Source organism: Lachnoclostridium edouardi, from assembly GCF_900240245.1.
Lineage (GTDB): Bacteria > Bacillota > Clostridia > Lachnospirales > Lachnospiraceae > Lachnoclostridium_A > Lachnoclostridium_A edouardi.
On the sequence record NZ_OESQ01000001.1, the window covers coordinates 125,259 to 144,134 of the forward strand.

Genomic DNA, 18,876 nt, shown 5'->3' on the forward strand with positions numbered 1-18,876 from the left:
CTAAGGTATAAGAATGAAATATAATTGAAAACAGGAGAAAAGACGATGGGTGTTGTAGAGAAATTTTTAAAGTATGTATCAGTAGATACGCAGTCAAAATTTGGGGAAGCACAGATACCAAGTACAAAGAAGCAGTTTGATTTAGCTGATCTTTTGGCAAAGGAACTGAAGGAAATGGGGGCTTCAGACATATCTATCAGCGAAAACTGTTATGTATATGCTACGATTCCTGCCACAACAGATAAAAAGATGCCTGTGCTGGGATTTATCGCTCATATGGACACTACCCCGGACTATTCAGGAGCTCCGGCTAAAACTCAGATCGTAAAAAATTATGATGGAAAAGATATTCTTATGAATCAGGAAACCGGTTTAACAATGAAGGTCAGCGATTTTCCTCAAATGACAGGATATAAGGGACAGGATTTAATTGTTACAGACGGCTCTACTTTACTGGGAGCTGACGATAAATCGGGAATTGCCGAAATTATGGCTATGGCAGAGTATTTTCTTTCTAATCCGTCTATTCCCCACGGCACAATTAAAATCGGATTTACACCGGATGAGGAAATCGGTCGGGGGGCAGATAAGTTTGATGTGAAGGGCTTTGGAGCAGACGTAGCCTATACAGTAGACGGCGGGCCTGTTGGAGAGCTGGAATATGAAAACTTTAACGCCGCCTCTGCCAAGGTTTATATCAGCGGTTCCAATATCCATCCTGGAACTTCCAAGGGAAAAATGAAAAATGCCATGTTGATGGCTTTTGAGTTCCACAATATGCTGCCTGTATTTGAAAATCCTATGTATACAGAAGGATATGAAGGCTTTTACCATTTAAATGATATGAACGGCACAGTGGAGCAGGCATTTTTAAATTATATTGTGCGGGATCATGACAGAGAAAAATTTGAAAAGAAAAAAGAGTATATGCAGCGGGCGGCAGCGTATATGAATGAAAAATACGGACAGGGAACCATAGAGCTGAAGCTGGTAGATACTTATTACAATATGAAGGAAATGGTGGAGCCTCATATGTATTTAATAGAAATCGCCAAAGAAGCTATGAAGGACCTGGGAGTAGAGCCGAATATTATTCCTATTCGCGGCGGCACAGACGGAGCCAGACTTTCCTATATGGGTCTGCCTTGTCCAAACCTGTGCACTGGAGGAGAAAACTGCCATGGCAAGTTTGAATTTGTCAGCATTCAGTCCATGGAAAAGATTACTGACATTCTCATTAAAATTGTAGAAAAATTTGAGCAGAGATAGAAGCTGTCCAGCCGTTATATTTTCAGGATATAACGGCTTTTTGCTTCATAAGATTGCTTAATTCTTTTTCTTTGGCAATACAATATGAGCAGATATTATGACCCTGATATCACAGAACTCGAGGACGTGCCGGTGAATCGGGAATCCTGTGTAATTATTAATAACTGCGGGATGGTACTGATGTTGAACCAGTCCGATCATGGTCTTAAAAATCATAGTTGTTGGAGTTTTCCGTACAGGCGGCCTGCCGCGCTCTATAAGAACAATCATTGCAGTTAGTTCTATCGTATGTTATGATACCTGTAGAAAGGAGGACGACCATATGCATTACTATTTGATGAATAAAAATGCCGTAATTGCGAAGTTTCAAATTACAGAAGGACTCCTGGGAGAATCGCTGTCTGATATAGAAAAAACAGGAGACAATCAGCTGCCGATGGGATTCCGCTCGATCAGCGAATGGATAGAAAATCGCAAAGCCTCCAAGCATAACCGTTCTCTTCATCAATTGATGGAACAATGTGGCTGCCGCACAGCGGGAGGGTTTATAAAAGTAACCCATGCCGCTTCTATAAATGACACTTTCTGGATAAAAACAGAGCAAGAGCAGGTCAAATGGGAAGATGTTTCCCTTTATCGAAATAAATATGATGAGGTTATATCAAAACTTGCTTTTGAGGGAATCAGTCTGTATGGGATTCAACTGTCGAGCACATCTCCGGAACTGTCCACGGAAGGCAGCTTTAGGAAATGCTGGAAGCGGGAAGCGGATGGAATCTTTCTCTATAAAGCGGGAAGTGATGGGGCGAGAAACTCCGGATTGGAGCCGTATTCTGAGATTTTAGCATCTGAAATTGCTGGAAAAATCTGCAATACCCCGGTACAATACCAATTAGCCCATATCCACGGTCAGCTGGCATCAAAATGCCGGCTTTTTACAGATGAAACATACGGATATGTACCATATAGCCGGTTAGGGCAGCCGATGGATGCAGATGCAATGCTGCGCTTCTATCACAAAATTGGTTCAGAAGATGAGTTCCGCCGTATGCTCGTTTTGGATGCACTCACGTTTAATGTGGATCGACATGCAGGAAACCATGGCGTCCTGGTTGATAATGAAACTCAGGATATCATCCGTATGGCTCCAGTCTTTGATTTGAATATGGCGATGCTGCCGTATCTGGAGCAGGCGGATTTTTCGCATTTAGGATTGAAACTGAAAGAATGCGGACCGAGAATCGGAAATGATTTTACAGCAATCGGACAGGCAGCGCTCACTCCGCAGATAAGGTCGGCTCTGGTTTCCTTAAAGGGATATGAATTCTCATTCCGTGGAGATGAGCGATTCCCAAAAGAGCGGGTAAAGCAGTTGGAGTCTATCATGGAAAGGCAATTAGATGCCTTGTTAAGCAAAGAAAAACTTCAGACAAAAGACGTCTTTGTTCCTGAAATTCAAGAAGAGAAAATACAGGCAGCCGGCGCCGCCGGGAAAGTCGCAGAAGAACAGGAAGCAAGGGCTGAAAAGTTAAAATATATTCTGCACAAAGCGGAATGCACGGAACAAATTCTCATTTATGAGGACGAGACTGGCATTCAGCTAGTTGCGCATCCGAAAGAAAATCCGGAAATTGCCGTCATCGTCGATCTGAATGACAGTTCCATCACCATGGAAAAGGACGGAATTCCCATGTCATCAGGCGATTTTGTTTGTGCAAACGGATATGTGCGAACATGCTACGATGAGGTTTGTCGAGCAGTCAAATGTATGGATATGGCTGAAATGTCTCTTGAAACACATGAATCATATGATATTGAGAGATAAATAACCATACCTGCTACGCTGATGGAGACATGGTGTAGGTCAATGTTGGCAAGCATACGCTCATGTGGAAATTTCATTTTTCCCCGTCCATAGTTTATCTCAGATAAAAGTAACTATATTTAAGGTTACAGGCATGAAAACGGTTCAGAAATGAGCCGTTTTTTGTCTTATTCGCGAAGCAAGATGCCTTTGCGAAAGAGAGAAAAACGGTAAGAATTCCATTGACGAAACGGAGTAAGCTCCTTTATAATTATACAGAGTTTTCCGTACTGTTTTATCGAATAACGTCCATCACACCCAGTTACATCTGGTTGATGAACAAAAACATCTGTCTTACAGGTTTAAAATGAAATTGTCGTAACGAAGCATTTTTGAGCGCAAAATTAGCTTCAAAAAAGTGCAAATAAGGACTTTTCGCAGGCACTGTAATTTAGGAAAAGAATGCAAAAAGAGCACTTTTGTTTCATGGAACGATTGTAAGAAAAACAGTAAAATCATGTAAAAAAACAACAAGAAGAAAAGGAAATATAATGAGAAAATTAGCATTAAGCGATGAAATACTGCTTTCTGTTCAGCAGCCGGCCCGCTACATCGGCGGAGAAGTAAATATGATAAATAAAGATCCAAAAAAGGTAGACATCCGCTTTGCCATGTGTTTTCCCGACGTTTATGAAATCGGCATGTCTCATTTGGGAATGCAGATACTTTACGATATGTTCAACAGAAGAGAAGACACATATTGTGAACGTGTATTTTCGCCGTGGACAGACTTAGATCAAATTATGCGCAAGAAGCAAATACCTTTATTTGCTTTGGAAAGTCAGGATTCTGTAAAGGATTTTGATTTCCTGGGAATCACGATTCAGTATGAAATGTGTTATACCAATATTCTTCAGGTATTAGATCTGGCAGGCATTCCTCTTCACGCTGAGGACAGAACAAAGGAGGACCCTATTGTAATAGGAGGAGGCCCCTGCACCTATAATCCAGAGCCGTTAGCTCCTTTTTTTGATATGTTTTATATTGGGGAGGGGGAAACTGTTTACGGGGACTTACTGGAGTGCTACAAAAGCTGTAAGCATGAGGGCAGAACCAGAAAGGAATTTTTGGAGCTGGCGGCAGAGATTCCCGGAATATATGTGCCCTCTCTTTATGCAGTTACTTACAAAGAGGATGGGACTATAGAAAGCTTTGTGCCTGAAAATATCCACGCAAAACCGGTTATTACAAAAGAGCTGGTAGTGAATATGGATGAGGCTACTTATGTGGAAAAGCCTTTAGTTCCTTTTATAAAGGTTACTCAGGACAGAGTAGTGCTGGAAATTATGAGGGGATGTATCAGAGGCTGCCGTTTTTGTCAGGCAGGCTGTGTTTACAGGCCTTTGAGAGAAAGAAGCCTGGAATATTTAAAGGATTATGCCTGGAAAATGTTAAAAAGCACAGGCCATGAAGAGATTTCTTTAAGCTCTTTAAGCTCCAGCGATTATACTCAGCTGGAGGGGATTATACAATTTTTAATGGAGGAATTTAAGGGAAAGGGGGTAAATATTTCCCTGCCTTCATTGAGAATAGACGCGTTTTCCTTAGACGTAATGAGCAAGGTGCAAGATGTGAAAAAAAGCAGCTTAACATTTGCTCCTGAGGCTGGTTCCCAACGATTGAGAGATGTTATTAATAAGGGATTAACTGAGGAAATTATATTAAAGGGAGCAGCTGAGGCCTTTCACGGCGGATGGAACAGAGTAAAACTGTATTTTATGCTGGGACTTCCTACAGAAACAGAAGAGGACATGGAGGGAATTGCCTTGCTGTCTGAAAAGGTGGCTGAAACGTATTATGATGAAATTCCAAAACAGGAAAGACAGGGTAAGGTGCAGGTAGTGGCCAGCTCATCCTTCTTTGTTCCCAAGCCTTTTACTCCATTTCAGTGGGCCAGAATGTGTACAAAAGAGGAGTTTCTAGAGAGGGCTGCCATTGTGCGCCAAAAATTCAGAGAAATGAAAAACTTTAAAAGCCTGAAATATAACTGGCATGAAGCTGACCTAACAGTTTTAGAAGGGGTTTTGGCAAGAGGAGACAGAAAAGTAGGACAGGTTATAGAAGAGGCTTATAAAAACGGTGCTTTATTTGATTCCTGGTCAGAGTATTTCCACAATGAAATCTGGTTAAAGGCCTTTGAAACATGCGGTTTGTCTATTGATTTTTATACTACCAGAGAGCGCTCCTTAGACGAAGTCTTCCCCTGGGATTTTATTGACGCCGGCGTTTCAAAAGAATTTCTTGTAAAAGAGTGGAAACAGGCCTTAGGAGAGACGGTTACTCCAAACTGCCGTCAAAAATGTTCTGCCTGCGGAGCAATGAAATTTAAAGGAGGTGTCTGCTTTGAAAATAAGAATTAAGTTTGCAAAACAAGGCGCCATGAAGTTTATTGGCCATTTAGACGTTATGCGGTATTTTCAAAAGGCGATTCGCAGGGCAGATGTGGACATTCGTTATAGTGAAGGCTTCAGCCCTCATCAGATCATGTCCTTTGCAGCCCCTCTGGGAGTAGGTCTGACCAGCAATGGAGAATATTTAGACATTGATGTGCACAGCACAGACAGCTCAAGGGAAATGGTGGACAGGTTAAATAAGGCTATGGTGGAAGGCTTTCAGATTCTCAGTTACCGTCGGCTTCCTGAGGAAGCAAAGAACGCAATGTCCTTAGTGGAGACTGCAGATTATACTTTGGTTTTCAGGGACGGGTATGAACCAGAAGATTTAGAAGAGTTTTTCCAGTCATTGAAAAGCTTTTATGATCAGGAAAGTATTGTGGTTACAAAGAAAACAAAAAAAGGTGAAAGAGAACTGGACTTAAAGCCTCTGATTTATAAAATGAAATGGGGAGAGGTTCAGAGAGAATCAGGGAAGCCTTGTATATTTATGAGAGTATCCACAGGAAGTTCTGACAACTTAAAGCCGGAAATGGTGATGGAGGCTTGCTTTCAGTTTATGGGCAAGGAACTGCAGCCTTTTACCTTTCAGGTTCAGAGGGAAGAGGTGTACGGACCTGACTTTGTGCCTTTAGAGGATTTTGGAGCTGAGATTGAGGCAGATGAAGTCTCAAATGAAATGTGCATTTAGTTATTTACATGCAAATTATAGGCGGAAGGAAGAGAGGGTGAGGTTTTGAATAAATTAATTGTAACAAGGCGGCAGAATAAAATAATGACTGCTGTCTGTACAGACGGAAAGATAGGAGAAATCTCTCTGGAGCCTGAGGACGGAAATTCTTTTCTGGGCTATATTTACATTGGCAAAGTAAAAAATATTGTTAAAAATATTAATGCTGCCTTTGTAGAATTTGCAGAGGGGCAGACAGGCTATTATAGCTTAACTGAAAATAAGGTACATCTGTTTGCCGCTGAGCCGGGCAGAGGGAAAGCAGACTCTGTCCCCTCCTTTCGGCCGTTAAAGGCAGGAGATGAAATTATTGTTCAGATTGCCAGGGACAGTGTAAAAACAAAGGCCCCGGTGCTGACTTCCAACTTAAATTTTACAGGGAAGTATTGTGTGCTGACAGCAGGAAAAAAAGGCATCGGCTTTTCTTCTAAAATTAATGATTCTCTTTGGAAACAAAGGGTAAAGCAAAAAATAGCTGAAAATCTGGAAGGTTCCTGGGGAATTATAGTCAGGACTAATGCATATCAGGCTGAAGAGGCGCTGGTGCTTCAAGAATTTTCTGATTTAAAAGCTTTGTGCATAAAGATTCTTCAAAGTGCTTCCCACAGAACATGGGGAAGCTGTTTATATCAGGCTCCGTCTGCTTTTACGGCAGCTATAAGAGACTCATACACAGGTTTTTTAGATGAAATTATAACAGACTGTGACAAGATATATAAGCAGCTTTATCAATATATGGAACAAAGCCAACCGGAGGCGCTGAGGCTTCTTAAATTTTATGATGATCCCTTACTTCCTTTAGATAAATTATATTCTCTGGAAGAGGCAGTTGAAAAAGCTCTTTCTCCAAAGGTATGGCTGAAATCAGGAGGGTATCTGGTTATTGAATATACAGAGGCTTTGACTGTAATAGATGTAAATACAGGTAAATATGACGGAAAAAAAACGCTTCCTGAGACGATTATGAAAATTAATTTGGAGGCTGCTGAAGAAATCGGCAGACAGCTTCGTCTGAGGAATTTATCAGGCATAATTATTGTAGATTTTATAGATATGAGTCTGGAGGAAGACAGAAACAAATTAATGAAATGTTTAAATGAAATCTGTGCCAGGGATCAGGTAAAGACAACGGTTGTAGATATCACTCCTTTGAATTTAGTGGAAATTACACGGAAGAAAATCAGACGTCCTTTACATGAGCAGGCAGGACTTCACTAGGAATAAAGGAGAAAATCAGTGATTTTGCGAGGTACAGTACAGTCGTCTGTATTGGGTATGGATACTGGAATTACAATTGTGGGGCCGGGGGATTTTCATTTTTCTTACAGAGAACAAAAGAAGCCGTACAAAATAGGGATTGTTCTGCATGGTCTTTATGGAAATCATGGAAGCTGGACTGACAATACTATGCTGCCTGTATATGGAGAAAAGTCTAATATTCTATTTGTTATGCCGGAAGCAGGAAGAAGCTTTTATACAGATATGGCTTATGGATTAGATTACTTTACATATATTTCAGAAGAACTGCCAAAACTTTGCAGACAGCTGTTTCATATTTCTGATAACAGAAATGACAGAATTATAATAGGCGGCTCTATGGGAGGATACGGGGCATTAAAATGTGCTCTTTCCAAACCTGATATGTTCGGAGTTTGCCTGGCATTTTCCTCAGTATGCCAATTCCTGAAAAAGGATATACTAGAAAATGAAAACAAACTTCTTGCTGATCAGAGAATTTTAAAAGATTTTCAGGCGGCTTTTGGTCCAGAATTAAATTATAAAAAAGAAGATGATCTTTTATGGCTGGCAGATCAAATTAAAAAACAACAGAAAAAATTTCCCAGAATTTATACGTTGTGCGGAACAGAAGATCCTTATTTACAGGACAATCGCCAGTTTGCCGCAGAAATGAGTCAACGGATTCCTGACTTTTCTTATAAAGAGATAGAGGGGAAGCATGATTGGCAGTTTTTTAATAAAGCGTTGGAAGTGTCCCTTTCTCATATATTATGATAAATAGGCGCTTCCCTCCAAAACGAGAAGCTGTAAACGGTTATATTCCTCCCTCAGCATATGGTTTCCCACAGAAGTAAGAGTATAATACTTTTTTCTGCCTTCTCTTTTAACTTCCTGAATAATACCATCTTTTTCAAATGTGTTTAAAAGGGCATATAAGGTTCCTGGCTTCAGACAAATTCTCTCATGGGAAATTTCCAGCACTTTTTCTGTTATTTCTGAACCGCATCTGGGGGAGAGAAGTGAGAGAAGTATATAATACATTTGCTCTGTCAAACTCTGATATTGTTCCCTGGCCATATAATGCTTCCTCCATTTAAAATACTGTAATAAGAATATTGGAAACCTAAATATTGATATTCGATATTATATGTATATTATATTATCGAATATTAGACTTTTCAAGGAGATTTTGTAGAAAAGAAAAGTGGACGTGAAGTTTTAAGATAAGTGGAGTAAAAAGTGATTGACATTGTAAAGTGGAAATGCTATTATATTTGGGTATGCCGCACAATGAGGTTAGTAAGTTCTGGAAGCATTGGCTGCCAGACACCATAATTGGCGAGTAATGATAATAGGAGGTGCACATATGTACGCAATTATTGCAACTGGCGGAAAGCAGTACAAAGTGTCTGAAGGCGATATCATTAGAGTAGAAAAGCTTGGTGTTGCAGCTGGAGAAACAGTTACATTTGACCAGGTACTTGCTGTAAACAACGATGGATTAGTAGTTGGCTGCCCAACTGTAGAAGGAGCAACAGTTGTAGCTTCTGTAGTAAAAGAAGGCAAAGCTAAAAAAGTAGTTGTTTACAAGTATAAGAGAAAAACTGGCTACCATAAGAAAAATGGTCACAGACAGCTCTTTACTCAGGTTAAGATTGACAAGATCAATGCTTAATTAAAAGATTATGATTCAGGTTACTATTTTAAAAGATTCTGAGAATGTATATCGCGGCGTCCGGTTATCAGGACATGCCGGTTATGCTGAGGAAGGTTTTGACATCATTTGTTCTGCAGTATCAGCATTGGCAATTAATACAGTAAATTCTATAGAAGAATTTACAGAGGACATGTTCTCTTGTGAGACTGAAAATGAAGGTGGATATCTTTCCTTTCAATTGACAGGAGATGTCAGCGCAGAATCAAGGCTTCTGGTAAAGTCTTTGGTACTTGGAATAACAAATATCAGAGAAAGCTATGGAGCAGAATATATTAATATCCGATACAAGGAGGTGTAAGTTATGTTAAAAATGAACCTTCAGTTATTCGCTCATAAAAAAGGTGTTGGATCTACTAAGAACGGTAGAGATTCCGAGTCTAAGAGATTAGGTGCGAAGAGAGCAGATGGACAGTTCGTACTGGCTGGAAATATTCTTTACAGACAGCGCGGAACTAAGATTCATCCAGGTCTGAACGTTGGAAGAGGCGGCGATGATACATTATTCGCAACTGTAGACGGCGTTGTAAGATTTGAAAGAAAGGGCAGAGACAAAAAACAGGTTTCTGTATACCCAAAAACAATCAACGAATAATCCTGATGGCTTCATACCTGGTTGTGTATGAAGCCATTTTTCGCATAAGTACAGGAAAGGAACATGGTGAATGTATGTTTGCTGACAGAGCAAAGATATTTATTAAGTCAGGAAAAGGCGGCGACGGCCACGTAAGCTTTCGGAGAGAATTATATGTTCCTGCCGGCGGACCAGACGGCGGAAACGGCGGAAACGGCGGAAATATTATATTTGAAATTGACGATGGACTTAACACATTGACGGATTTCCGTCATGTTCGTAAATATATTGCAAAGGACGGGGAACAGGGAGGAAAGAAACGCTGTTCTGGCGCCAGTGCAGACGATTTGATTATCAAGGTTCCTGAGGGAACAGTAATAAAGGAATTTGAGTCGGGCAAGGTAATTGCCGATATGTCCGGTGACAATAGAAGAGAAATTATTTTGCAGGGAGGTCGTGGAGGTCTGGGCAACATGAACTATGCTACCTCTACGATGCAGGCTCCTAAATACGCTCAGCCAGGCCAGCCAGGTCAGGAATTGTGGGTACAGCTGGAATTAAAGGTGATTGCAGACGTGGGACTGGTAGGCTTTCCTAATGTAGGAAAATCCACATTGCTGTCCAGAGTCAGCAATGCCCGCCCGAAAGTAGCCAATTACCATTTTACAACATTGAATCCTCATTTGGGTGTAGTAGACTTAGACGGAGGCGGCTTTGTTATGGCTGATATCCCCGGATTAATTGAGGGAGCTTCCCAGGGAGTTGGCTTAGGCTTTGATTTTCTCAGGCATATAGAGAGGACAAAGGTATTGGTTCATGTAGTAGATGCAGCTTCTACAGAGGGAAGAGATCCTGTAGAGGATATTAAAGCAATTAACGCAGAGCTGGAAAACTATAATCCTCAGCTGTTAGAGAGGCCGCAGATTATTGCTGCAAACAAAATAGATTCTATTTATCAGGCAGAGGGAGAGGAAAATCCCATTGAACGCCTGAAAAAGATATTTGAGCCAGAGGGAATCCCGGTATATCCTATCTCCGGAGTAACAGGTCAGGGAATTAAAGAGTTATTATATGCTGTTCATGGAAAGCTTCAGACTGTTGATCAGGCACCTGTTATTTTTGAAAAGGAATTTGATACGGCGGCCCTCAGAAATATGGAATCTCTGCCATATACAGTGGAGCGAACAGAGGATAATATTTTTGTTGTGGAGGGTCCAAGAATTGAAAAAATGCTTGGCTATACTAATTTAGAGTCAGAAAAGGGCTTTGTATTTTTCCAGAATTTCCTGAAAGAAAACGGCATATTAGAAGAATTGGAAAAAGCAGGTATTGGAGAGGGAGATACTGTCCGGATGTATGGATTAGAATTTGACTATTATAAATAAGAAGGAGCAGAATATGACCAGTAAACAAAGAGCCCATTTAAAGGGACTTGCAATGACTATGGATTCTATCATCCAAATTGGCAAAGGCAGCGTTACGCCAGAGCTTACAGCTGCAGTAGCAGAGGCTTTAGAGGCCAGAGAGCTGATTAAACTGACTGTTTTGAAAAATTGTATGGACGATGAAAAAAATATTGCTCAGATTCTGGCAGAGAGAACACACTCTCAGGTGGTTCAGGTAATAGGAAAAAAGATTGTGCTTTACAAACCGGCCAGGGATGAAAAGAAGCGCAAAATAGTACTTCCTGAATAACAAACAAGGATGAAGGACAAATATAAGTTCTACTGCCAGAGGAATTGATTATGAGTAAAATTGGTATTATGGGAGGCACCTTTGATCCTATCCACAATGGACATCTACTAATTGGAAAACAGGCATATGAGGAGTACAATTTAGACCAAGTATGGTTTATGCCCTCCGGTCAGCCGCCTCATAAAACAGACCATATTGTGACTGAAGCAGATATACGGTGTGAAATGACTCAGCTGGCTATTCAAGGCTATGATTATTTTGTTTTTTCTGATTTTGAAGTGAAACGTTCTGGAAACAGCTATACCGCTCAGACATTAAAGCTTTTAAAGGAAATATATCCAGAACATGATTTTTGCTTTATTATCGGCGCAGATTCATTGTTTGAAATTGAATCATGGTATCATCCTCAGGAGGTTATGGAGCAGACTGTGCTGTTGGTTGCAGGAAGAGATTACGACGGTCCCCATAGAACTATGAAAAATCAGATTTTGTATTTAAAAGAAAAATATAATGCTAAAATTTATCGCCTTCATTCCAGAGAAATAGCTGTTTCCTCTGGAGAGCTAAGGGAAATTGCCGCTGCAGGAGGCTCTTTAAAACCTTATGTACCAGAACAGGTTTTTCATTATATTAAAACACACCATTTGTATGAGGAGGCATCATCACATGAATGAGGAGATCGGTTTTTTTAGGCAAAAGCTTCAGGAGCGCTTAAATCCTATGCGATACGAGCATTCTTTAAGCGTGTCTTTTACTGCCATGGCATTGGCCATGCGCTATGGATATGACTTAGATAAGGCAGAGATGGCCGGATTGCTCCATGACTGTGCAAAACGTTTTGGGGATTCGGAAATAATACAAAAATGCAGAAAACATAAACTGAATTTAGAGGATGATGAATTAAAGGCGCCGGCTGTGCTTCACGCTAAATATGGGGCATGGCTGGCAGAACACCGATATGGTATTACAGATCCGGAAATTTTATCTGCAATCCGCTGGCATACTACAGGAAAGGCTAATATGAATGTTTTGGATAAGATTATTTATATTGCCGATTACATTGAGCCTAGAAGAAATAAAGCTGGTAATTTGGAAGAGATGCGTCAGCTTGCATTTTCTGATTTGGACGAAACTATGTTTCAGATTCTTCAGGGCACTTTAATCTATCTTCAGTCTAAAGGGGGAAGTATTGACCGAATGACAAAAGAGGCTTATGAATATTATAAAAATATAAGAGAAGAAAGGAAGAAGGCATAATGGCTGGTGTAAAAGAGATGGTAAAGACAGCAGTTGCTGCCTTAGAGGATAAAAAGGGCGGCGACATTAAAATCATTGATATACATGAAGTGTCTGTTTTAGCTGATTATTTTATTATTGCTGATGGCTCTAATGGCAATCAGGTTCAAGCGATGGCGGACAATGTTCAGGATATGCTTGGAAAACAAGGATTTGAATGCAAACAGGTGGAAGGATATCAGACAGCTAATTGGATTCTTTTAGATTATGGCGATATGATTGTGCATATTTTCAGCAGAGAAGACCGTCTGTTCTATGATCTGGAGAGAATTTGGAGAGATGGAAAAACAATTATAGATGTAGCAGATTTATAAAAAAGAAATATAAAAAAGAGATGTTATAACTAAGCCGTGTGGAGTAAAGGACACTAAAACTTGCCTCCACACGGTTTTTGAATATTATAAGCATTTTATATCGCGCTGTGCAGATTGATTTACATAAAATAATTATGTAAACTTAATTGCTGCTTAATTCATAAAGCGCAGAACACCGATTACTTTTCCTAAAATAGTGACCTTATCTACTATAATAGGCTCCATAGTATCATTTTCAGGCTGAAGCCGGTAATAATTTTCTTCCTTATAATATGTTTTTACAGTGGAGGAGTCATCTATAAGAGCGACTACCATCTCTCCATTTTCAGCTGTGGACTGAGATCTGACAATTACATTATCTCCATCAAAAATACCTTTGTTAATCATACTGTCACCTTTTACCTTTAACATAAAGATTTCAGTATTAGGCAGCATCTCTACTGGAATAGGAAAATAATCAGTAATATTTTGTTCGGCTAAAATAGGTTGGCCTGCAGCTACAGTTCCAATCATAGGAACCTGAACTACTTCACGGCGTGACAGATTGAAGTCATCATCAATAATTTCAATCGTGCGCGGTTTTGTAGGATCGCGGCGGATATAACCGTTTTTCTCAAGTGTCTCCAGATGGGAATGAACAGAGGAAGTGGATTTTAAATGTACTGCCTCGCAAATCTCCCGCACAGCAGGCGGATAGCCTTTCTTTAATACGGTTTCTTTAATATATTCTAAAATTTCCAGCTGTTTAGCTGTAATTCTTCCCTGTGCCATTGATGTTCCTCCCGAAAAATTCTTCTTTTGTATATAGTATCATATATTTGACAAAAATGCAAACCTTTGTTCGATATTTTTGAAAACCTATTGACAAACATATGTTCTGAAATTATAATTAGAACCATGAGAAGAACATTTGTTTGGAAAGTGTGTTCTGGATTTTACAAAGGGGGAAAACAATATGAAAAAGTGTGTATTATTTATTTTAGCTTTTTGTGTTTTAGCTAGTTCTAGTTTTTTTGGTAAATCTATTTTAAATGTAATGGCAGGAGAGAAGGAGATAGAACCACGTTACTATAAAAGCATAGTGATTCAGTCTGGAGACAGTCTGTGGAGCATTGCCAATGATTACTGTAAAGAAGGAGATACAGCAGATTATGTAGATGAACTGATTTCTATTAATCGCTTAAAAAGTGATACGATTCATGCAGGACAGCATTTAACTGTAGTATATTTTAAGGATGAATAATTGCCAGTTTCCGGATAATGATAAATGTGGTATACTAAGGACGTTCTTAAAATACACGATTTTTATTATATTTTTTAACCTGAGGTATACACATGAAAATTACATTTGGCATTCTGGCTCATGTAGATGCCGGAAAGACCACTTTATCAGAACAAATATTATATTTGACTAACACAATACGAAGTCTGGGAAGTGTAAATAAACAAAATAGCTTTTTAGATTATAATGATGTAGAGCGGGAGAGGGGAATTACAGTTTTTTCTGAACAAGCCTCTTTTGTTTTAAACAATAATCAGTACTGTTTAATAGACACGCCAGGTCATGTGGATTTCTCTACGGAACTGGAAAGAGTATTGGAGGCATTAGATTATGCTGTTCTTTTAATTGATGGAACAGATGGAATACAAGGCCATACAGAGACCATTTGGGGTCTTTTAAGAGAGTATCATGTACCCACCTTTTTGTTTATTAATAAATTGGATAGAGAGACTGCAGATTATGAAAAAACTATTGGGGAATTAAAGGATAGTTTTTCAAGGGAAATCATGGATTTTACAAATATATTTTCTGAGATTTCTGAAGAAATTGCAGCTGCAGCGGCTGAGACCAGAGAAGATATTTTAGACCAGTTTATTGAGGGAAACTTGTGCTTTGATGAAATAAGGGATGAAATTATTCGTCTGATTCAAGAGGAGAATATTTTTCCATGTTTAGGCGGGGCTGCGGCTACAGGGCAGGGGGTAGAAAAGTTTCTTCAGATTTTTTCCAGCCTTACACGGACTGATTATGATAATAGCTTACCATTTGCGGGAAAGGTTATTAAGATCAGATATGATGAACAAAAGGAAAGGCAGACCTTTCTAAAGATTACCAGTGGGAAAATTCATGTAAAGGAACCGATTTTAGACGGACAGAAAATAAATCAAATCCGGTTTTATAATGGAGAAAAATATATTGTCAGCCAGGAGGCATCAGCTGGAGATATTGTAGCTGTGACAGGCTTAAAGAACAGCTATTCAGGAATGGGGCTGGGAGAATCAGGATCTGAACAGCAGCAAGTAAATCGTATTATGCCCACTCTTCAGGCTAAGGTTCTATACGAAACTGATATTAGTGACAAGGCAATCGTTGAGATATTTCACATTTTAGAAGAGGAAGATCCAATGCTGTTTTGTCAGTGGGAAGCTTCGCTGAAACAGCTGAAAATTCATATTATGGGAAAAATTCAGCTGGAGATTTTAAAAGCGGCTGTATTAAAAAGATTTGGGGTGGAAATTACCTTTGCACAGCCACAGGTAGTATATTTAGAGACTATATCAGGGCCAGTCACAGGCCATGGGCATTTTGAGCCGTTAAGACATTATGCAGAGGTGGCAGTTCGCCTGGAACCCGGGGTTTTAGGATCTGGAATTACATTTTCTAGTGAATGCCATGTAGATACATTAGCGTTGAATTTTCAGAATCTAATAAAAACTCACGTTTTTGAGAAAAAGCATAGGGGAGTATTGACCGGATCAGAGCTAACAGATATACACATAATTTTGATATGGGGGAGGGCCCATATTAAGCATACGGAAGGAGGCGACTTTAGAGAGGCCTTATATCGGGCTATTCGCCAGGGGCTTATGAAGGCTGACAGCCTGATTTTAGAGCCATATTATGCATTTACAATAAAAATAGCTCAAGAACATGTTGGGCGTGTAATGAATGATATAACAAAATATTCTGGTTCTTTTCAAGCACCAGATATAAAAAACGGTCTGGCTATTATCAGTGGTAAAGGATCTGTAGCTTCATTTGTAAATTACGGGGAGGAAATTGCTTCCTTCAGCGGAGGAAGGGGGCAGATCAGCTTTCGATTTGCTGGTTATCACCCCTGTCACAATCCAGATGAGGTTATTAAAGCAAGAGACTATGATCCAGATGGAGATATAGATAATCCGTCCTGTTCTGTTTTTTGTGCGAAAGGAACATCGTACGTTGTAAATTGGTATGAGGCAGAAAATTATATGCATTATTTTAGATAAAAGCGCTGACAGCATAAGCAAGCGTGCAGACGTTGGTAACTTTTGATTCACCGGAGACAAGGTTTCCTGGAAATTAAAAAAGTTTTATATTCTATAGAGGATTAATATAAAATCCTTATAGAATATAAAACTTGTGTAGATTATTGGTGACTGTCAGTATATTCATTATCAATATCGCAATAACCGTCATTATTTAAGTCTATATGATTGTGCCCGTCGTTCTGTCCGTAAAATTCTTTTCCAACTACATTTCTGGTTTTTCTGCTTTCTTCTACTAAAGAGGAGATAAGAGTGCGGATTTCCAGGGGTTTTGATATATTACACAAGATAATTTCAGGGGTATGGTCAACCTTGGTTTTTAATATAATGTTTCCCGTTCCGAATATTTTACCGCCTAGACTTTGGACCATAGTAATATCTACAATCCTGTATAAAAGAGTTTCATCTAAGGTTGTGCTAAATAACCCTTGTTTTATCATAAGCCGTTCATCTTGTATGTAATATTTTGTAAAGCTCCAGGGAAACCATAAATGGTGCTTCCGATCCTGCCAGATAATCGGACTGGACATGTTTTGTGATTCAGCCATAAGTAAAACCTCCCATAATTTTATATATAGTTAACTATATCACTCTTTAGTATTTTTTTCACGTAAAATAACTTTATTTCGCGCACTGCGCCGACGTTCATCCTCCAATGCAGCATAATGCTTTTTGGTAGTGTTTACATCAGAGTGTCCTAGAACATCAGCTACAAGATAAATATCTCCAGTTTCTCTATATAAACTAGTTCCATAAGTACTGCGAAGCTTATGGGGAGTTATCTTTTTTAAGGGGGTAATCAGCTGCGCATATTTTTTTACTAAATTTTCAATACTTTTCACAGACATTCGTTTCTTTTGCAGAGATAAAAAAAGAGCATCCTCATGTCCAGCTTCTGGGATTATTGTATTACGTTCATTTAAATAATTGGATAGAGCTTTTTCTACTTCGTCACCAAAATAAACAGTTACTTCTTTACCACCTTTTCTATGAATTCGTATTCCATTATTTTTAGAGTCAATATCATTTATATTAAGCCCTACACATTCTGAAACTCGGATTCCAGTGCCCAGAAGCAGTGTAAGTAAAGCCAGATCGCGTACTTTAGTTTTTTTATGGTATGTTTTTTGCTTTAAGGTTAAAGAATCACCTTGCTCCACCTCGTCTAAAAGAGAGGCCACCTCATCTATATCTAAACGTATAATATCCTTTTCGTGGAGTTTAGGCAGTTTTACTAATGCTGCTGGATTATTTTTGATGCTTTCATTTTGGTAATAATAATTATAAAAGCTTTTTAATGAGGATATTTTCCTCATAATTCCTCGTTCTTTATTAATAATGTGTCTATTATCATCATTCAAACGGTATTTTAAATATTCCATATATTCTTCCATATCAGTTACAGTAAGAGAATCTATATGCTCTAAAGTGATTTCAGACATGCTTAATTTGGCGATCACTGGATTTTCTTCCTGTAAAAAGTGAAAAAATACATTTAAGTCATAAGCATAGGCAATTCTGGTGCGAGAGGAAGTCCTTTGTTCAATTCCACGGAAAAAATCAGAGCAGAAGAGGGGAAGTGATTTTATTAATTCCCGCAGCTTTTTTATATTTTCAATATCCTGCTGTTCATGGTATGGTAAACTGTTCATTGTTATAATTCCTCCAGATATTAATAAGGTTTAGAGATTTCTAAAAAGTAACTTTATTTATTTGCTTTAGCAGGCCATCCAGGAATTTGTCCTTCAATAATAGCATGGAAAAAGCGGCTTTTTACTCCAGGATTTTCTTGTTCTAACTGTTTAGTCAGGAGCTTTACATATTCGCGTTTGGTGTGGCCATCAACAGGGCAGGGATTTTTGCATACAGGAAGCTGATATTTTCTCTGAAATCCGATTACATCAGCTTCTGGAACATAAATTATAGGACGTATTACCGTAAGATCCATGCGGTCCAGATAGGTGATGGGAGAGAAGGAGAAAAAACGTCCCTCATAAATTAAAGACATGAGCATTGTTTCAATTAAATCTTCTTTATGGTGGGCATAAGCAATTTTATTACATCCCAGTTTTTTTGCCTCCTCATTTAAAGCGCCTTTGCGCATTTTTGCACATAAAGAACATGGGTTTGTTTCTTTCCGTGATTCAAATAAAATATTACCGATTTCTGTAGAAAGTATTGAGTAAGGAATAGATAAATTGTCACACAGATTTTTAACAGGTTCTAAATCTAAATTTCCCAGTCCAAGATCTACAGTAATTGCAGAAAGTGAAAAAGGTTTAGGATAAAAACGCTGTAATCCATGTAAGGCATATAAAAGGGTCAGACTGTCTTTGCCGCCGGAAATTCCTACAGCAATATGATCACCAGGTTCAATCATATTATATTTATCAATTGCTTGGCGAGTTAGACTCATTAATCGTTGTAAATCCATAGAATATTGTATAACCTTTCTTATAGTTCTAATTTTTTATTGTTA

The 18,876-nt window shown here is 39.0% G+C and carries 21 protein-coding genes; 16 read left to right on the forward strand and 5 right to left on the reverse strand.

Translation table 11 applies throughout. The annotated features are described in order from the left end of the window. The first annotated feature begins 45 nt into the window (after nucleotides 1–45). The 6 genes from pepT (at nucleotide 46) to C1A07_RS00600 (ending at nucleotide 8,269) form a co-directional block, all read left to right on the forward strand. Nucleotides 46–1,269, forward strand: coding sequence for a peptidase T (pepT, locus tag C1A07_RS00575; RefSeq protein ID WP_101875376.1), 1,224 nt, complete (start codon nucleotides 46–48; stop codon nucleotides 1,267–1,269). Between the two features lie 322 nt (nucleotides 1,270–1,591). After that, nucleotides 1,592–3,094, forward strand: a complete 1,503-nt coding sequence (locus tag C1A07_RS00580) for a HipA domain-containing protein (RefSeq protein ID WP_101875377.1) — start codon at nucleotides 1,592–1,594, stop codon at nucleotides 3,092–3,094. Nucleotides 3,095–3,624: 530 nt separating this feature from the next. Continuing rightward, the gene (locus C1A07_RS00585) at nucleotides 3,625–5,493 is read left to right on the forward strand and encodes a TIGR03960 family B12-binding radical SAM protein (protein ID WP_101877982.1); all 1,869 of its coding nucleotides are present in this window, start codon (nucleotides 3,625–3,627) and stop codon (nucleotides 5,491–5,493) included. Beyond that, the gene (locus C1A07_RS00590) at nucleotides 5,477–6,217 is read left to right on the forward strand and encodes a TIGR03936 family radical SAM-associated protein (RefSeq protein WP_101875378.1); all 741 of its coding nucleotides are present in this window, start codon (nucleotides 5,477–5,479) and stop codon (nucleotides 6,215–6,217) included. Before C1A07_RS00585 ends, C1A07_RS00590 begins: the two co-directional genes overlap by 17 nt. A gap of 45 nt (nucleotides 6,218–6,262) precedes the next feature. Further along, nucleotides 6,263–7,474 (forward strand): ribonuclease E/G, encoded by a 1,212-nt coding sequence (locus C1A07_RS00595; RefSeq protein WP_101875379.1) that lies wholly within the window; start codon nucleotides 6,263–6,265, stop codon nucleotides 7,472–7,474. Between the two features lie 24 nt (nucleotides 7,475–7,498). Then, nucleotides 7,499–8,269 (forward strand): alpha/beta hydrolase, encoded by a 771-nt coding sequence (locus C1A07_RS00600; RefSeq protein ID WP_145996023.1) that lies wholly within the window; start codon nucleotides 7,499–7,501, stop codon nucleotides 8,267–8,269. Here the strand turns inward: C1A07_RS00600 and C1A07_RS00605 are convergent. Further along, nucleotides 8,264–8,572 carry a PadR family transcriptional regulator gene (locus C1A07_RS00605; protein WP_101875381.1) on the reverse strand — a complete coding sequence of 103 codons (309 nt, stop codon included), beginning with the start codon at nucleotides 8,570–8,572 and terminating at the stop codon, nucleotides 8,264–8,266. The two genes, C1A07_RS00600 and C1A07_RS00605, sit on opposite strands and share 6 nt — an antisense overlap. A gap of 289 nt (nucleotides 8,573–8,861) precedes the next feature. On the opposite strand from C1A07_RS00605, the gene rplU reads away from it, so the two are divergent. The 8 genes from rplU to rsfS all read left to right on the forward strand — a co-directional run bounded on the left by rplU (nucleotide 8,862) and on the right by rsfS (nucleotide 13,088). Next, nucleotides 8,862–9,170 carry a 50S ribosomal protein L21 gene (rplU, locus tag C1A07_RS00610; RefSeq protein WP_101875382.1) on the forward strand — a complete coding sequence of 103 codons (309 nt, stop codon included), beginning with the start codon at nucleotides 8,862–8,864 and terminating at the stop codon, nucleotides 9,168–9,170. A 10-nt stretch (nucleotides 9,171–9,180) separates the two neighbouring features. Continuing rightward, nucleotides 9,181–9,510, forward strand: coding sequence for a ribosomal-processing cysteine protease Prp (locus C1A07_RS00615; protein WP_101875383.1), 330 nt, complete (start codon nucleotides 9,181–9,183; stop codon nucleotides 9,508–9,510). Between the two features lie 3 nt (nucleotides 9,511–9,513). After that, on the forward strand, nucleotides 9,514–9,804 hold the full coding sequence (gene rpmA / locus C1A07_RS00620) for a 50S ribosomal protein L27 (protein WP_101875384.1): 291 nt from the start codon (nucleotides 9,514–9,516) through the stop codon (nucleotides 9,802–9,804). Nucleotides 9,805–9,878: 74 nt separating this feature from the next. Beyond that, a complete protein-coding gene (obgE, locus tag C1A07_RS00625; protein WP_101875385.1) occupies nucleotides 9,879–11,168 on the forward strand; it encodes a GTPase ObgE in 1,290 nt (429 codons plus the stop codon). A 13-nt stretch (nucleotides 11,169–11,181) separates the two neighbouring features. Beyond that, nucleotides 11,182–11,478, forward strand: coding sequence for a ribosome assembly RNA-binding protein YhbY (gene yhbY / locus C1A07_RS00630; protein WP_101877983.1), 297 nt, complete (start codon nucleotides 11,182–11,184; stop codon nucleotides 11,476–11,478). A 50-nt stretch (nucleotides 11,479–11,528) separates the two neighbouring features. After that, nucleotides 11,529–12,152 carry a nicotinate-nucleotide adenylyltransferase gene (gene nadD, locus C1A07_RS00635; RefSeq protein ID WP_101875386.1) on the forward strand — a complete coding sequence of 208 codons (624 nt, stop codon included), beginning with the start codon at nucleotides 11,529–11,531 and terminating at the stop codon, nucleotides 12,150–12,152. Further along, complete coding sequence (gene yqeK / locus C1A07_RS00640; RefSeq protein WP_101875387.1) at nucleotides 12,145–12,735, forward strand: bis(5'-nucleosyl)-tetraphosphatase (symmetrical) YqeK; 591 nt, start codon at nucleotides 12,145–12,147, stop codon at nucleotides 12,733–12,735. Before nadD ends, yqeK begins: the two co-directional genes overlap by 8 nt. After that, entirely contained in the window at nucleotides 12,735–13,088 is a 354-nt protein-coding gene (gene rsfS / locus C1A07_RS00645) for a ribosome silencing factor (protein WP_101875388.1), read from the forward strand. The genes yqeK and rsfS overlap by 1 nt, the downstream gene beginning before the upstream one ends. Nucleotides 13,089–13,241: 153 nt before the next feature. Here rsfS and lexA read toward each other — a convergent pair whose 3' ends face one another. Next, complete coding sequence (gene lexA, locus C1A07_RS00650; protein ID WP_101875389.1) at nucleotides 13,242–13,859, reverse strand: transcriptional repressor LexA; 618 nt, start codon at nucleotides 13,857–13,859, stop codon at nucleotides 13,242–13,244. 184 nt (nucleotides 13,860–14,043) lie between these two features. Here lexA and C1A07_RS00655 point away from each other — a divergent pair, with 184 nt between their 5' ends. Together C1A07_RS00655 and C1A07_RS00660 are read left to right on the forward strand one after the other, a co-directional pair. Further along, nucleotides 14,044–14,331 carry a LysM peptidoglycan-binding domain-containing protein gene (locus C1A07_RS00655; protein WP_101877984.1) on the forward strand — a complete coding sequence of 96 codons (288 nt, stop codon included), beginning with the start codon at nucleotides 14,044–14,046 and terminating at the stop codon, nucleotides 14,329–14,331. 92 nt (nucleotides 14,332–14,423) lie between these two features. After that, a complete protein-coding gene (locus C1A07_RS00660; protein WP_101875390.1) occupies nucleotides 14,424–16,358 on the forward strand; it encodes an elongation factor G in 1,935 nt (644 codons plus the stop codon). Nucleotides 16,359–16,498: 140 nt separating this feature from the next. Here the strand turns inward: C1A07_RS00660 and C1A07_RS00665 are convergent, their stop codons facing one another. From C1A07_RS00665 to C1A07_RS00675, 3 genes are read right to left on the reverse strand one after another with little or no spacing between them, the layout of a single operon-like run. Then, nucleotides 16,499–16,945 (reverse strand): PH domain-containing protein, encoded by a 447-nt coding sequence (locus tag C1A07_RS00665; RefSeq protein WP_242972215.1) that lies wholly within the window; start codon nucleotides 16,943–16,945, stop codon nucleotides 16,499–16,501. Nucleotides 16,946–16,984: 39 nt separating this feature from the next. After that, nucleotides 16,985–18,049 (reverse strand): tyrosine-type recombinase/integrase, encoded by a 1,065-nt coding sequence (locus tag C1A07_RS00670; protein WP_101875391.1) that lies wholly within the window; start codon nucleotides 18,047–18,049, stop codon nucleotides 16,985–16,987. 53 nt (nucleotides 18,050–18,102) lie between these two features. Beyond that, nucleotides 18,103–18,831: a tRNA lysidine(34) synthetase gene (locus C1A07_RS00675; RefSeq protein ID WP_101875392.1), complete on the reverse strand. Its 729-nt coding sequence runs from the start codon at nucleotides 18,829–18,831 to the stop codon at nucleotides 18,103–18,105. Nucleotides 18,832–18,876 lie beyond the last annotated feature (45 nt).